The sequence below is a fragment of the Deltaproteobacteria bacterium genome (genome assembly GCA_016219225.1).
Taxonomy (GTDB): Bacteria; Desulfobacterota; RBG-13-43-22; order RBG-13-43-22; family RBG-13-43-22; genus RBG-13-43-22.
This window is the reverse complement of the sequence record JACRBX010000152.1, coordinates 42724-57127: the sequence shown is the minus strand read 5'-3', so window position 1 is coordinate 57127 and position 14404 is coordinate 42724. Positions and strand designations below refer to the sequence as shown.

At 45.3% G+C, this 14404-nt stretch carries 17 protein-coding genes, 1 tRNA gene and 1 pseudogene; 6 read left to right on the top strand and 13 right to left on the bottom strand.

The features are described from left to right. The first annotated feature begins 360 nt into the window (after positions 1-360). Entirely contained in the window at positions 361-1185 is an 825-nt protein-coding gene (locus HY879_13110; GenBank protein ID MBI5604281.1) for a Fic family protein, read from the top strand. Here the strand turns inward: HY879_13110 and HY879_13105 are convergent. The 8 genes from HY879_13105 to HY879_13070 form a co-directional block, all read right to left on the bottom strand. Next, on the bottom strand, positions 1177-1851 hold the full coding sequence (locus HY879_13105; protein MBI5604280.1) for a DUF4145 domain-containing protein: 675 nt from the start codon (positions 1849-1851) through the stop codon (positions 1177-1179). The genes HY879_13110 and HY879_13105 overlap by 9 nt on opposite strands. Positions 1852-2211: 360 nt before the next feature. Next, positions 2212-2487 (bottom strand): hypothetical protein, encoded by a 276-nt coding sequence (locus tag HY879_13100; GenBank protein ID MBI5604279.1) that lies wholly within the window; start codon positions 2485-2487, stop codon positions 2212-2214. A gap of 51 nt (positions 2488-2538) precedes the next feature. After that, the gene (locus HY879_13095; GenBank protein MBI5604278.1) at positions 2539-2946 is read right to left on the bottom strand and encodes a hypothetical protein; all 408 of its coding nucleotides are present in this window, start codon (positions 2944-2946) and stop codon (positions 2539-2541) included. 62 nt (positions 2947-3008) lie between these two features. Further along, complete coding sequence (locus HY879_13090) at positions 3009-4058, bottom strand: DUF262 domain-containing protein (protein MBI5604277.1); 1050 nt, start codon at positions 4056-4058, stop codon at positions 3009-3011. A gap of 133 nt (positions 4059-4191) precedes the next feature. After that, entirely contained in the window at positions 4192-4548 is a 357-nt protein-coding gene (locus HY879_13085) for a hypothetical protein (protein MBI5604276.1), read from the bottom strand. Between the two features lie 92 nt (positions 4549-4640). Then, positions 4641-5666, bottom strand: coding sequence for a DUF4935 domain-containing protein (locus HY879_13080; protein ID MBI5604275.1), 1026 nt, complete (start codon positions 5664-5666; stop codon positions 4641-4643). A 127-nt stretch (positions 5667-5793) separates the two neighbouring features. After that, positions 5794-6066: a hypothetical protein gene (locus tag HY879_13075; protein ID MBI5604274.1), complete on the bottom strand. Its 273-nt coding sequence runs from the start codon at positions 6064-6066 to the stop codon at positions 5794-5796. A gap of 225 nt (positions 6067-6291) precedes the next feature. Further along, positions 6292-6927: an NYN domain-containing protein gene (locus tag HY879_13070; protein MBI5604273.1), complete on the bottom strand. Its 636-nt coding sequence runs from the start codon at positions 6925-6927 to the stop codon at positions 6292-6294. A gap of 298 nt (positions 6928-7225) precedes the next feature. On the opposite strand from HY879_13070, the pseudogene HY879_13065 reads away from it, so the two are divergent. Both HY879_13065 and HY879_13060 read left to right on the top strand, forming a co-directional pair. Then, positions 7226-7591, top strand: a pseudogene (locus HY879_13065) (type II toxin-antitoxin system RelE/ParE family toxin). A gap of 5 nt (positions 7592-7596) precedes the next feature. Continuing rightward, complete coding sequence (locus tag HY879_13060) at positions 7597-8274, top strand: helix-turn-helix domain-containing protein (protein ID MBI5604272.1); 678 nt, start codon at positions 7597-7599, stop codon at positions 8272-8274. Here HY879_13060 and HY879_13055 read toward each other — a convergent pair. Beyond that, a complete protein-coding gene (locus HY879_13055) occupies positions 8246-8632 on the bottom strand; it encodes a hypothetical protein (GenBank protein ID MBI5604271.1) in 387 nt (128 codons plus the stop codon). The two genes, HY879_13060 and HY879_13055, sit on opposite strands and share 29 nt — an antisense overlap. Positions 8633-8637: 5 nt before the next feature. On the opposite strand from HY879_13055, the gene HY879_13050 reads away from it, so the two are divergent. The 3 genes from HY879_13050 (at position 8638) to HY879_13040 (ending at position 10207) form a co-directional block, all read left to right on the top strand. Next, the gene (locus tag HY879_13050) at positions 8638-9141 is read left to right on the top strand and encodes a hypothetical protein (GenBank protein ID MBI5604270.1); all 504 of its coding nucleotides are present in this window, start codon (positions 8638-8640) and stop codon (positions 9139-9141) included. A 228-nt stretch (positions 9142-9369) separates the two neighbouring features. Then, positions 9370-9663 carry a DUF4258 domain-containing protein gene (locus HY879_13045; GenBank protein ID MBI5604269.1) on the top strand — a complete coding sequence of 98 codons (294 nt, stop codon included), beginning with the start codon at positions 9370-9372 and terminating at the stop codon, positions 9661-9663. A gap of 1 nt (position 9664) precedes the next feature. Next, entirely contained in the window at positions 9665-10207 is a 543-nt protein-coding gene (locus tag HY879_13040) for a helix-turn-helix domain-containing protein (protein MBI5604268.1), read from the top strand. 326 nt (positions 10208-10533) lie between these two features. Here HY879_13040 and HY879_13035 read toward each other — a convergent pair. The 4 genes from HY879_13035 to HY879_13020 form a co-directional block, all read right to left on the bottom strand. Beyond that, positions 10534-10610 (bottom strand) — tRNA-Arg (locus tag HY879_13035). A gap of 139 nt (positions 10611-10749) precedes the next feature. Continuing rightward, positions 10750-11649, bottom strand: a complete 900-nt coding sequence (locus HY879_13030; GenBank protein MBI5604267.1) for an MBL fold metallo-hydrolase — start codon at positions 11647-11649, stop codon at positions 10750-10752. Positions 11650-11884: 235 nt separating this feature from the next. Next, positions 11885-12517 (bottom strand): DUF3786 domain-containing protein, encoded by a 633-nt coding sequence (locus HY879_13025; protein MBI5604266.1) that lies wholly within the window; start codon positions 12515-12517, stop codon positions 11885-11887. Between the two features lie 6 nt (positions 12518-12523). Continuing rightward, positions 12524-14332: an acetyl-CoA carboxylase carboxyl transferase subunit alpha/beta gene (locus HY879_13020; GenBank protein ID MBI5604265.1), complete on the bottom strand. Its 1809-nt coding sequence runs from the start codon at positions 14330-14332 to the stop codon at positions 12524-12526. Positions 14333-14404: the final 72 nt, after the last annotated feature.

Sequence of the window (14404 nt, the reverse complement as noted above, 5' to 3'; positions counted from 1 at the left end):
CCTGTTCCCGGCGAATCCTAATCCTGATTTCAGCGGGGTGGATAGTTGCGCCAAATCGTTTGGCTCGTGGCATCGGTATTCTCCTTAGAGGCACCTTTTCAGGGGTAAAAAGGTTCGTTTAATGCCCTTTTTCTCTATCCGTTTTGATAAGATTTACTGAGAATTCAATCAGTAGGTCTGGTACGGCCCCCGTCTACCCGTCTAGAAGGCAAGCCCCCCTTTTTGAAAGTTTTGTGACATGGATGCTGCCTCTTGCCTCCCTTGCGGCGAATAACAGCTATTTTCGACGCAATAAATGCGGAGAATGTTCTTGATTTTGCGGTGGATAAGCAGCATAATAATCCGCCAGGAGTGCGGAGAATGATGGACTATATCCACGATAGGAAGAATTGGCCAAAACTGACTTGGAGTCCGGAGAGAATTGCAGGGCAGCTTGCCGGTGTACGTCATCGTCAGGGACGGCTCATCGGGCGCATGGAGGGGTTGGGGTTTTCGTTTCGCAACGAAGCCGTTCTACAAACCTTGACTGAGGATGTTCTCAAATCCAGCGAAATCGAAGGTGAAATGTTGGACAGGGACCAGGTGCGCTCTTCTATCGCACGTAGACTGGGACTCGATATCGGCGGACTTTTACCAGTTGACCGGCACGTCGAGGGCGTTGTTGAAATAATGCTCGATGCCACCGGGCATTACGCCAATCCGTTGACTGAAGAACGTCTATTTGCCTGGCACTCCGCTCTGTTCCCAACCGGGCGCAGTGGTATGACGAAAATCGTGGTCGGCGGCTGGCGTGACAATAAATCCGACCCCATGCAGGTGGTTTCCGGCCCAATCGGCCGGGAGAAGGTGCATTATCAAGCCCCTGAGGCTAATCGTGTTCCCAGGGAAATGCGCGCTTTCCTGAAATGGTTTAATGGTTCCCAATCTATAGATCCGGTACTGACGGCAGGTCTGGCGCATCTCTGGTTTGTGACGATCCATCCTTTTGAGGACGGCAACGGCCGGATTGCCCGGGCGATTGCCGATATGGCGCTGGCGCGTTCGGAAAATAGCCGGCAGCGTTTTTATAGCCTGTCGGCGCAAGTTCGCCTGGAGCGAAACGCCTATTACGACCTGCTGGAAAAAACCCAGAAAGGCGGCCTGGACGTAACCCCCTGGCTGGAATGGTTACCCGTTTTACTTTAGATTTGGAGAGTTCTTACGGTTGACATATTTCTCATATTTTTCCGAAAGAGTGTAGACATAATCAAAAATTGCGATGGTAAAATCTATGATATCTTGTGCATTCTCTTTGGTGGTATCCTCTTCGGAGGCATGGGCGCCTATATTCCGTTCCTTTCTCAACGCCTCGGCCCAATCGTAGAGTCGCTGATCAATGACCCCTTTCGCTTTCAACTCCCCAAGCCCCTTACCTATCATGTGATTGCCAGCTTTTGCTTTAATCAGTCTTTCCAAGGCACGACCGCAAAGAACTGCTGCCGCCGAATAGATTCCATGTAAGAGACATTTCTGCGCGTCCTTTATATCACGGCGTGCAGCTTCAGGAATTGCGGGACCCACATCGGCCAGTGATGGCGATGGCCATAGCCGCTCCGCGGTTGTCCAACCCCAATTATTATATTCGTCTTGACACTCGAAGGCAGAACCGAACAGGGCATTCTGACAAGACGGGCATCGGACGAGAAAGTAGGTTTCCCCGTTCTCCCTTCCAACCCAAGTTTTGGCTTCCGCCTTGACTCTTACTGCGCAATGCGGGCAGTCAATCACTATTTCATTTGACACAGGGATCCCCCTTTGTAAGGTTAATAAGAGGATTAGCAAAATTTCGGATTCATCGGCGATTGGCAACATCCAGTTTTTAATCGGTCATTTATAATATTGGCTCTCCCGGATTAACATCCGGATTGCATTGAGGGCATCGTCGCTCATGGGCGTCACAGCCATTGCAACCATACTCATGATTACATCTACTGCAGCGCATCACCCAAATTAATGCGAAAGGATGTGTTGTACTCTTTTGGGGCGTTTTTCGCATCAGTATTTGCTTGTTCTTATTTTGTTCCCCGATCTCAATTTGGTTAAACCTCATCAAAAGACAACTCCTAACTAACACTATCCTTGTTTATTCGGCGAACTAACGGGCGTTTTGCCAGATAAATATGGCTCACCCTTTCTTGTTTGTCTATGTGAAAGGGTTGTCTTCTTAGCCATTTATGAACGAAATCCATCCTCCGGTCCGCTCCAAGCCTCTGGGACCCCCATCATAAGAATTGCATTTCTTGCTTCCTGAAATGCTTGAGTGTCCGCAGAGTTCATTGTGGCCTTTTCAACAAAAATATCATTCCCAATCTTTTCTTGCGTGTCTCGCCGAAAAATGTATGCTCTTGCCCGAAATTGTCGTGCCCCCACTTTTTCTCCATGGATGACGGTCACACCATAATACCCATCGACATTTTTTGTCATTTCTTCCGCTTTTTGGGCTAACATTACTCTAATGCATATGCAATATTTATTTCATGATCTCTGGTCAACTAATTATTATTGTTCATAATTCACACAAACCTCGTCTATAATTTTGACCGCCCTAACTATTTCATTATAAAAATTTTTCATTCGAGACAAAGTAATCCCGACTGAACGGCCATGGGCGATCAGATGCCTGTTGGCTACGACACTGTCGATAGCATCCTTTTGCTCTGATGTCCGAGTTTGGAGATACTTTTCACGCCAATTTGGGTTAAATGATCCAAGCAATTGTGCAATTTTGTCGTCGTTCAAATTAGTTAATCCTTCGATCCGCTTGTCAACAAAGTTAACGACAGGTGAATTTGCATGTCTCTTCACGTAATCCTGAAGAATCATTCGCATTGAGTTTTCTACAAAACCAGACGTTAGGACACAAACATATTTTGCCCAATGGGCAAGAATTTCTTCGTCTAAATTCATTTGTCCCACAAGTGAAAAAATGTGATTTAAACGTTGGTTTTCTTTGGAAACTGAGAGAATCATCAGCGCAATTCGGCAAAGGCCTTGACTGCCTTATCGATTCGTAATGTGACATTGGGTTCATCTGATGTTCCTGCTCGCACCGCAGACATATATTCCTTGGCACCCAACAAGCTTTCGTAGACGGGAATAATTTTCTTTTCGTCTTTAATGCTACTGCGTTGAAGGCGTCGAGCTATTCCAACCATAACAGAGTCAAGGACCGCCGCGTTAAGAGCACGTTCGGGGCGGAATGCTCGTTGCGAAAGTGTGGCAGCAATGAGTCTAACTGTTGGTAAAAAGGCTTCAGTCAGAGATTTCCGTGAAACCTTTTGAAGCATTTTGTTTGAGCCCATGAACGTGTTTAGAAATTCTTTCATGGGTCGGCTGTACTTTTTTTTATCAAAGAAAAGGGCCAAAAATCTCAGGATCAATTCTTGATCCTTTAATCTCTTGCTGGGAGGGCCATAGATTGTTCTCCAATCAGGACAATCATTGAATTCTTTCAGTAACTCTGCAAAAGGGCCATGAAATATACATGCCCTTATTTCCTGAGGTTGCAATAAAGTGCCACCTGTGTTCAAACGTTCAAAAATATGGTAAACGCTGCTTTGGTCATCTGAGGGTTCCTCTTGCTTTATGATTGTTGCGTGGATAACCGAATCGTTGAGGCGAAGTTGGTCTTCTATTCCAAGTTTCTTAAAAGAAAGCCCTTCATACCGTACTTGGACATCTTTCAAAGCAAATTCCTTCCCCATAAACAATCCATCGTAAAAGTATTGAAGTGTCCGTAGTCTTTGTTGGCCGTCTATGATTAGGAGTTTTCCTGTGTCGGCTTCTTTTGCAAAAAAAACCCCAGGAACGGGGAGTCCAAGCAAAAGGGATTCAATAAAACGCGAGGCTTGTTTGAGAGACCAAACGTACTTCCTTTGGAATTCGGGAACAAATATAACTTCCCTTTCAAGCCGATGAACTAAGCTGTCTACCGGGTAATCTGCACCATAACTCAATATAGCATATCGAAAAGGCATTAACTCGTTTTCAGTCTCATCTTGGACTTTCGTCTCTTGCATTATGTCTCCTTTCTCTTCTACCTAACTATCAACCCGAGAAATATAAAAGGAACCCCCAGTCATTCTTAAAAAAATGGAGTCTGGGAGCCAGTACCGGTGATCCTCTAAGTGCCGTTAATGGGTATTTCATTATTCATTTTTTAGCCAGTACCGAAATGATTATTGTAGCAATTGCACTAATAGCCGCTATTATCGCTGCGTATTTGGCCCATCGAGCCGAACGTGCCGCATCAGCAGCCTCTATGCGGGCGATTGAATTAGCTTCGGATGCCAGCCGATTAGCTTCTTTGGCAATTGCAAGGGTCTCTTTTTCTCGTGCATCACGCGCGGATACGTGTGCGGCGTCTGTGGTGACCTGTTTAGACCGCACCCATGCCTCAACACCGTCTCTCGTTCGTGAGCCTGGATCACCATGAAGCCCCCTTGCCGTTTCAGACAAAACAGTTTCAGGCCCTTTGGCCTCAAGGCTTTCGAATTCGGATTTGTTCATATCTTATCCCATAACGGAAGAAGCGGGGCTGGCGCGGCGGAGATCTCGCCGAGTCCAAGTTCACGCGATTGTTATCTCCTCTTCTTTATCACCTATTCGGCGACTGATACAGAAGTTGAAACTATATCAAGATCGACATAAATAACGGCTTCCACCTTGGAGGCGGAATTATCGAGTTTTACTTTTGCAAGCCCTGATGTGTAATCAGTGGAAAAAATATGCCTTTTTCTGCGAAGATACCCTACAGGCTCTCCATCATATGCGTAGTCCATCTCATTTTCGTCTTCATAATCAGCATACACTGTAAAGCTTACTTCGGCTTCAAATGAAACGGTGCACTCTTTGTCAGCAACAGCAACCACATAAAAATCAGTTATTTTTACTTCGTCAACTTGTTGGTCGTTTAAATCACCTTTCCAACCCTCTTCAATTTCAAAGTCGATTTTGACAAATGCATCAGCAATCCATTCATCAAGGGAATCTGGCTTTTCCTCAAACCATGCTTGTACAAGCTTTACTCGTTCAGATTCCCCTTGGTAAACTTGAAGATACGCAGCAAGAGAAGAGAAATATAAAAGGTTTGTTCTTTCTGCACATGCGCGCTCAAAATCTTCGTCTCTCGAGACTACGGCAATCTCGCACTTGTTTGTTTGCGCATAACGATCAAGTATAGCTACAGCTAATGCATCAGGGAACTCTTTGCTTTTCTTACCCTTTCCAAAAGGTGCCCGGCCATGGTCAAACCAAGTCATGACTCTATGCATATCTATCCCGTCATAACCTACTTTGACATGCTTCATTGGTTTGAGAAATTCCTCCAACGACTTGTTGACCAACCGTCGGATTTCCCACTCTCTAATGCTCGACGCTTTCGGCCACTTTTCAAGTTTCGTGATAATAGGAAGGCTCTTCTCTATTTTCTCCAAGGATTTAACAGCTTCTTCAACTCGTTCTCGCAAATGGCGGGCTCGCTCACGAAAAGTGGGATCAGGATCAATAAAAGTCAACTTCATCCCATTTAATGCATCACGGAATGGTTTCAGCTTCGCTGATTCGAAGTTAAAACCTGTTTGCTCAAAAATACACGTGTCTATGAATATGTTGTTTGGAACAGCCACTCCAAGCTCCTATGAGACAACAAATTATTAAACAGTTTCTTGGATAATATCAGAAAGTTTCAGAATTTCAGAATAAAATGGTACGTTGTCCACTTATATTTGTCCCTCCTATATCTCTTTGGTAAAGTTATCTGCCTTTGGAGGGCCTTATTATAGAATTTATTACGTCCAGCAGGTTTTCCCTGGTAGTGACAAGTCTGCAAATTATTTTGTCCCTATTGGATTTATCTTTTGTCATTACTCTCAATAGGATTAATTCACCGTCCTTGAAGTGTCCAGAGGATACTGGTGGGAATTCCAGCCACCGGCAGGATGCCACACAGGGAACGGCCTCTTTACCCAGTCTGTTTTTTGAGCGGGTAAGGTATGAAATCGGAATCCCAATGATTTTGCTTTTCAAGTTCCCCTCTCCAAATCTTTTGAATAAAAAACCCCACCTCTCACTTGAGAAATAGGGTCTATTATTCTTCCATCGACACTCCTTGGTAAAAAGGTTGCCAACAAGAAAACTTCGTAAATTTACTACAGATTTCCTACCCTTAAATTAATAAAAAGTCAATAAATTTTAAATTTTTGGTATGGGCAGGTTGGTGGCCAATTTTAATCGGCCGAATGGGTAAAAAAATCAGATCCAGGTTAAAGGGCGATCTAAAGAAAGATTATTTTCGTGGTCAATGATGATCTTATCGGGGAATTGGCTGTCTCTAAGATGCTTCTCTTTCATTTTCATATGAAAGTCACACTCTTCTTTTAGTTCTTCTGCCCGGCGGCCTATAGGGATTAGAAGCCCGATCTTTTTCATTGGGAAGGTCCTCTTTATGGCTTTGACGGCGGGAATAATATCGCTATCCCCAGTTACTAATATGGCCGTGTCAAAAGTGTCATTGTGGGCATTTTGGAACAATTGGATGGAAATATTTACATCTGTTTGTTTCTCCTCATGTGCTTTATAATTTTTAAAGCAAACCCGGCAGTGTTTATCTCTCAGCTTGAATTTCCCTAATATAATTTTTACTCCTTTCATTTTTAAGGCGTTAATAAAGATACGGTGACGCTCCACCTTACCTTGATCCCAATCCGTATAAGCCGAAAAATAATAAATATCTGCTATCTTATCCTTAGACACAATAAAACATTTAGCCAAAGAGGAATAGTCAAGCCATTTATATTTATGGAAGGATTTCCGGTCTTCGAGAGCATGGTAGACATTAAAACCATCGATAAAAAAAGAAATACGATTTTTGGGGGAGGATTTTTCCATATTTTAAAGTGGGCATAAAAAAACCCGCGTCCACCGGGAGCGCGGGGCCAATGTGGCACGAGACCACAAAGGGATGATATTTAAATTTTAACCTTTCTTTATATCTTGTCAAGCACTATTTTTATCGGCAGTATTTTCTCTTCTTTAATTCCTCTAATAATAATTCCACCAGGCAGGTGGAAAAATGGTTCTCCGGGCTATTTTTTATATATCCTCAGCCATAAATCGTAATATTGCGATATTTTTCTTGACAAGACATCACAATATTGCTATATTGATAAATCAAATCGAGTGTAATATGCCAAAAACTGACGTATTATTATACCAAGAAGATGATGGGAGATGCCCGCTGAGCGATTGGCTGGATGGTTTGCCGCCAAAGGCTCAAGATAAGTGTATAGTCCGCATTGAGCTGTTAGCCGATAACGGCCATGAATTACGACGGCCGTTTGCAGATTATCTCAGAGACAAAATATATGAGCTGCGAGCGGCCTTAAATAGAATCCAATACCGGATGTTATATTTTTTCTATAAAAATCAGTGTATTATAGTAAGCTGATTAACCAAGGAAGGCAATGAAGTACCGCCGAAAGAGATCGATCTTGCCATCCTTCGAAAGGAGAAATTTGAAAGCAATCCCATGAAGCATACAGTGAGGGGGTGAAAATCATGGGGAAAAAGAACCAATCAACGAATGCTGTTGAAATTCTGCACCGGCGCTACATAAGAGACGACGCAGGAAGAAAGGCTTCACTACAAGCCGAAAGGGTCAATGCCGAGGTCGCCCAGATGATCTATGATCTGCGCCAGGAAACCGGTATGACCCAAAAAGAACTTGCCGATTTGGTCGGCACAACGCAGTCGGTAATCAGCCGCCTGGAAGACGCGGATTATAACGGCCATTCATTATCAATGCTGAGCCGTATAGCCAAAGCGCTGAATAAGCACCTTACAGTCCACGTGACATCGGAAGACGAACAGCGGCAGACCATTCAGTACGTGTTTCGTGAAGTCATGAAAGGATTGAGACTCAGGTTCGGTCTGTCACCGGATCAGATCGCCCAAAAGACGGAAATAGACAAAAGAGATATCCTTTCTATGGAACGAAGCATCAATTATCGTCCGACTCCGTTGATCTTACATAAATTAAGCAAATTCTATGGAATATCTCAGCGCAAACTTGCTGCGCTGGCCGGGGCGATCAAAGAAATCCCGCCGGAGTTTCAGGCAGAGGCGTCAAGGTTTGCCGCGAAATCAGAGTCATTTTCCAATCTGACGGATGAGGAGAAAGTGACACTTGATGAATTTGTAAAATTCCTTAAAGATGAGAGAAAAAAAATTGCCTGATGAAGCCACCCGTCTGGAGATTGATAAAGTCATCAACAGGGTTCTCAAAGACGCCGGCCTGAGAAAACCGCCTTTTTTGATAGAAGATGTCTTGGAATACCTTGATATCGATAGAAATTTCTATGACCTTGAAGATGTCACCCTCCTTAGACGCTTTTGGCACAAGGTAAAAGTCAACGGACAAAAACTCGTTAATATTGCAAAGAAAATAGATCTTCACGCCATCTGGCTCCCGGACGAAGCTCAAATCCTTGTTGATTCTTCTCTCCCGCCCCCAAAAAAAGACTGGGCTTCCTTCCACGACTCGGTACATACCTTCTTGAATGGCATCGCCCCTATTTTCTTGGAGATACGGCACAGACCTTGGACCCTGATTTCCAGGAAATGCTGGAAGCCGAAGCAAACTATGGCGCATCAGGCCTTATGTTTGGAGGAAAAAAATTCACGGAAGAAGCTCTCGATACCACACCTGAATGGGAAAGTATTGTTCTGTTAAAAAACAGAAACAAAAAATCGTGGGTCACAACGGGACGTAGGTATGTCCAATTCAGCCATGATCTTCCGATGGCATTGGTCGTAAGCACCCCTTGGTGGATGAATAAGCCTGATGATCAGGAAAACAGATGCCGCCATTTTATAAGATCAGGAAAATTTATGATAAATTTCGCCCTGGTCTCACCGGATATGGTCTTGCAGGAGATTGATAGCAATACGAACAAGAGGAGGGGCGGCCCGGTTGGAGAGTTCGGCCTTGGTCTCCCGGATGTGAACGGCGGAATGCATGAATTTCGTGCTGAATCATTTTTCAATCAACACGACATAATAACTTTTCTTGCCTATCAGAAGAAACTGAACTTTCGACTTTAAAAACTCTGTGACGAATGGCCCTAAAAAACTCCCTCCCGGAAATTATCTATCTAACAATTATCTAACAGAAATTAAGGAATTTATAAATATAAAATCAATAACTTAATGGCGGAGAGGGTGGGATTCGAACCAACAATAGATTCATTATTGAGTATTCTATTAAAGAAAACTTGACATAATGTCAACTTTTCTATTGACAATAGCCGAAGACAAGATTATTTAAATGAAATGGTCGATATAACGGCTGAAGAGCTTGAGTCTAAAATCCGGGAAATTTTGGACCACGGATTATTGATTTATTCCGGCCATGTTAAAGCAAGAATGGTCGAGAGAAATTATACGATGGGCGATGTCCGGCATATACTGAAAAATGGCAAGATTATTAAGTTTAACCAAGAAGGAACCGAAAAGTACCATTGTGAAATTCATGGCGAGGACCTTGAAGGATATATGGGTGGTGTTATTACAATCGTCATTAAGAACACAAAATTGATCATCGTGACCGTCCTTGGAGGAATATAAAATGGAAAGATGCCCTAAATGCGACAATATATTGGGAACTCTTAAAAATCGTCCTTATCATTATAAGGAAAGCGGATTAGATCATATCTGGCTGGCCGGGATTTCTCAATATAAGTGCGAAAAGTGTGGGGAAATTTACGTTGAAATACCACACCTTAATGAGCTTCATCTACTGATCGGAAAAAATATTGTTTGCAGGAAGGAATTATTAACCGGACTGGAGGTCAGGTTTTTACGTAAAGAAATCGGGATGAAGAGCAAGGATATGGCCGCCGCACTGTCCATGGAGCCGGAGACTTATTCGAGGTGGGAGAACGGAAAACAAATAATCGCGGCTCCCCATGATAAAAATTTGCGGATGCTCTATGTTATGAATGCATCAGAAAGCACGGGGAAAGTCCTGTCCCAAAATTCCCGATCTATTCTTCATGATATCGCCGCCAAAAAGGCCCCCAAGAAAGTCAAAAAAGTCGAATTTAAGCTGTCAGAATGGATGAACAGACTGGATGAACCTATATTCGGTATCCAAACCTGCAACGCATAATCATTCCTTAAATTAGGATATCCTCAATCTCCCAAAGCTTTTCCATTACCCCCGCTACCATGGCGGGAGTCACCCTTAAAGTCTGGTGACTTTCGATCCTCTCCACTGAAATCTTTGTATAGCTCCGAATGAGCGATTAAAAAATAGGCCGAAGGGGTGCCTGAATAAGCCCCGGATTCAAATGGGAACAAAATGACCCAGGTATTGTGTCCTAACTGTAGTGACTGGAGGGTCAGGCCGGAAAAGGATCCCGGGGGATCTGAAAATTTTGCTCTTGCGGTTACCGGTGGAAGCCCAGGGGGGATATATGGTTGTACCTGATTTTATGGTGCCCCCGGCGAGACTTGAACTCACGGCCTACAGATTAGGAATCTGCCGCTCTATCCTACTGAGCTACGGGGGCATGAAGGAAAATATACTTAATTTTGGGTAAGAACACAATAAGAATTTAGAATTTAGAATTCAGAATAAAAAAACAGGCGATAGGCAAGAGGCAAAAGGCTATAGGCTATAGGTAAAAGAAATCAGGAGAGCTTTCTAACCTATTGCCCATTGCTCATCGCCTGACTTTTTAAATAGCCCACAAACCCGGCGATACTGTTGGCCATAAAAAAGCGTTCCCTTTCCTGGGAGAAGGGATCCATTTGTTGAAAACAGTTCAACAGGGGATCTTGTTCCAGAAGGACCTCTGTGGCTCGTTCTACCGGGTCCTTGGGATCGGACTTGAGAACCCCGGCGATAAGATCCTTCCAGAAAAAAAGCTGGTCACGATATAGCCTGAGCATTTCATGACTGCTCGGGTGGCTCCCGGCATGGGCGAAATAGAGGGGCAGGTCTTTCAAGGCCAGCATGAGGTCTACACTGGCTACGGCCTGGTCCAGGAAAAACCGGGGCGGGGTAGGGGGGCGAAGATATTTTTTTTCCCCAAAAGGCAGATAGATCCCGGCCGCTTCTCCGGCAAACAAAAGATCATGGTAACAAAAGCTCAGATGAAAGGGGGCATGCCCTGGCGTTTCCAGGATCTTCAAGCCCTCCAATGAAAAGACGTCATTGGGGATAAGACGTTCCGGGGCTACCGGACCTATAGGGCCATAAGCCACCGCCTTATCTTTCAAGGTGGCAAGACTGCCTTCCCAGAGTTTGGCGGGGTTGATCAAATGGGGCAATCCTTTGGCCGGGGCTACGGCCTTGGCGGCCGGAAAATGATCCAAAAAAGGGGCCAGGCCGCCGGCATGATCGATATGGATATGGGTCAGCCAGACATAATCGACCCTGGTAATGCCTTTTTGGTTTAATTGGCCGATCAACAAATCGATCGAAGCCCTGGGCCCCACGTCCACCACTATGGTCGGGTCACCCTGGATCACCCAGGACCGGATAAACTTTTCCCATCCGGGGATTGGTTGGGGAAGTTCAATAAAAAAAGGGGTGGAAAACGTCATGATTTACTCCATTTATTAAATTAGGCCGCAGATTTTCGCCGATACCCGCAGATAATTTCAAATATCTTTCGCCAGGCGTCGATTTAATTGTTTTTGGTTTGCTTTGAGCTTTGAGCCATTTTCGTATTAAGCGCTCATGCCCGGGTCGGGCACTACGAAGAATGAAAATGTCTTTCGCCGACCCCCGATCCCTGACCCCCGATCCCTGAACGTTATTTTCGTACTAAAGCAGCGCTTATCTCGGCACCAAATACCAGCCGGTTAGATTGACAAGGGCCCAGATCACATCCAAAGGCAGAAGCCGACCGATACTGCTGTCGAAATTAATGTTGACCTGGGCCGGGAACTCCTCATCTTCAACATAAAGGATATATTCAACCGGGATGCGCGGCAGAACCAGGAGTTCGAAAGAGGCATCCCCCTTTCCGGTTTCACGCCCCCCCAATCCGAGACCGGCCTGTAGAAACCCTTTAGGGTCTTGCCCGAATTTTTTCCCCAGAGGTTTTTTAACCAAAGCATGGGGGCCGCGAAAAAACAATTCTCCGCCGGGAATTTCCCGTTCGCTGACCTTCTTTCCCTCCAGGGGGCTTTCCTGGGCTTTCAATAAGTACATCAAGATCACCAGGTATTCCTGAAAACCTAATGGTTTATCAGGACGGTCCGCCTGCCAGATCCGGGTTGACTCCGGATGGCATAAGTAAACCCGATTCCAGAAAGGGACCTGGTAGCCGGTTCCGGGTTGAAAGGTGACCAAAGCCCGGCGACAGACGTCTTGAGGGTCCATCAAACCCAGGTCCTGCCAGTAATGCTCAGGGATCTTTTCTTTGTCACGGAATAAAGCGTTATCATTGGGATCGATTGAAGTCATGGCCGTCTATTTGGGGCGATTCTTCCGGCAAAATTCCAGATATTTTGTCAGCTCCCGTTTTAAGTCTTTTCGTTCCGATACCTGGTGAATCCCGCGGATGTCAAAAAAATAATCCAGATGTTGATAAATAAGACCGGATAATTGTTGAAGGGAATTGGAACGTATCAATCCCTCATCCACATCGAACCCCCTGGATTTCATCACCCGGGGTCCGGTAAAGATAACCAGGGCATTGGGTTCAGCCAGGATAACATCTCCCAGGGAGGCATAACTGGCAATAGCGCCACCGGTTGAAGGATCCCCGAGAATGGAAATAAACGGCAGTCCAAGGCGGTTTAAGCGGTTTACGCAAGCGATGGTTTTGACCATTTGCATCAAGGCCAGGATGCCTTCGTACAACCGTGCCCCGCCGGAACAGCAGAGGCTGACAAAAGGGCATTCTTTTTCAATAGCCAAATCTACGTCCCGTATAAATTTTTCTCCATAGGCCACCCCCCTAGAACCGCCGCTGAAGTAGAATTCTGAAACAGCCAGAATGACCGGCTGGCCGAAAATCTGGGCCTCCCCGGTGACCAGGGATTCTTTAAAATGGGAGCGTTGTTTATCTAAAAACTCCCGGTAATAGTTGGTAATCAACTGGTCGTCCAGCAGACTGCCCACCGTCAAATTTCGGTTTATTTCAAAAAAAGTGTCCCGATCGGTGATGCAATCAATCCAGCCGCCGGCATCCAGGATATTCTGGCGGCCGCAAAAAGGGCAGACCTGGAAATTTTTTAAATAATCTTCCAATTTGATTAACCGGCCGCAGCCTCCGGAAGGTTTTGGGCTTCGCTCCTGCCCGCAACGAATATACTCCTGGTTGATTTCCAGGGGCTCGCTGCTGGCATAGTCGTCCGGGATTTGGGTCTGGCTGTTGTAAGTGACCACCTGGATATCCGGCGGCACCTTATAAAAGAACTTTTTAAAGGGTTTTTCCAGGAGTTGTTTTAATTCATGGAGTTTTCCGTGGTGACGGGGTAACCCATAGGCCAGGGCCCTCTTTTCCCGGTGTTCCAGGAGTTTTCGGATCTTGGTACGGGAAAGATCGCGAATGGATTTTTGAAGATAATTTTCAAGGGAGGCCGAAAATCCCTTGACATCTTTTATATCCTCAGGAACAGGAAGGACCTGGTCAATGACTCCTAATCGTTTAAGGTCCTGGGCGGTCGGTTTGGAGATCAGAAGGGCCTCCCGGATCCTTGATGCGTCCCGAAAGATAATGGAGGCCATCGATTCCGGAGGCGCCGTGGCATAGAGGGCATCTTCGAACTGGGCCCGGCGGTCGGTAACCTGCAGGGCCAGGGCCCCTCCGCTTCCCCCTTCGCCGATAACCACGGAGATGGTCCGGATCGGGATGGTTAAAAACTCATAAATCAGATGGCTGATAAAATAGGCCTGAAAACGACGGGCCGAGGTCATGGAGATATCGGCCCCGTAAGTATCGATGAGACACAATATAACCAGTTCATTGGGATCCATGGTCCGGGCTTGTTTCAATATCCCCAGGATCTGGGAATGTTCATCCGCAGAAAGCATGCCGAGGTTGAGTCTGCCGGTATATTCGGGATTGCGTAATTTATCCAGGGTCGGCTTTTCCTGGCCGATGACCAGGAGTCTCTTGTCGCCATATTTGGCTTCGCCACAGATCAGGGAATCCCCGGTGGGCGAGAAAGGCTTAAAATTAGTAAAAAGAGTCTGGATGATTTGGGAAGATCTGGGGCGAAAGGGATTTCTGGTTCGGCGTTTGAATAGTTCAACAATATCTTCTTCTTTCATGGAGACACCTTAATAATATTTTTTAACAGGAATAACAGGATTTATATAGAACTTATAGGGGATATACCCCTT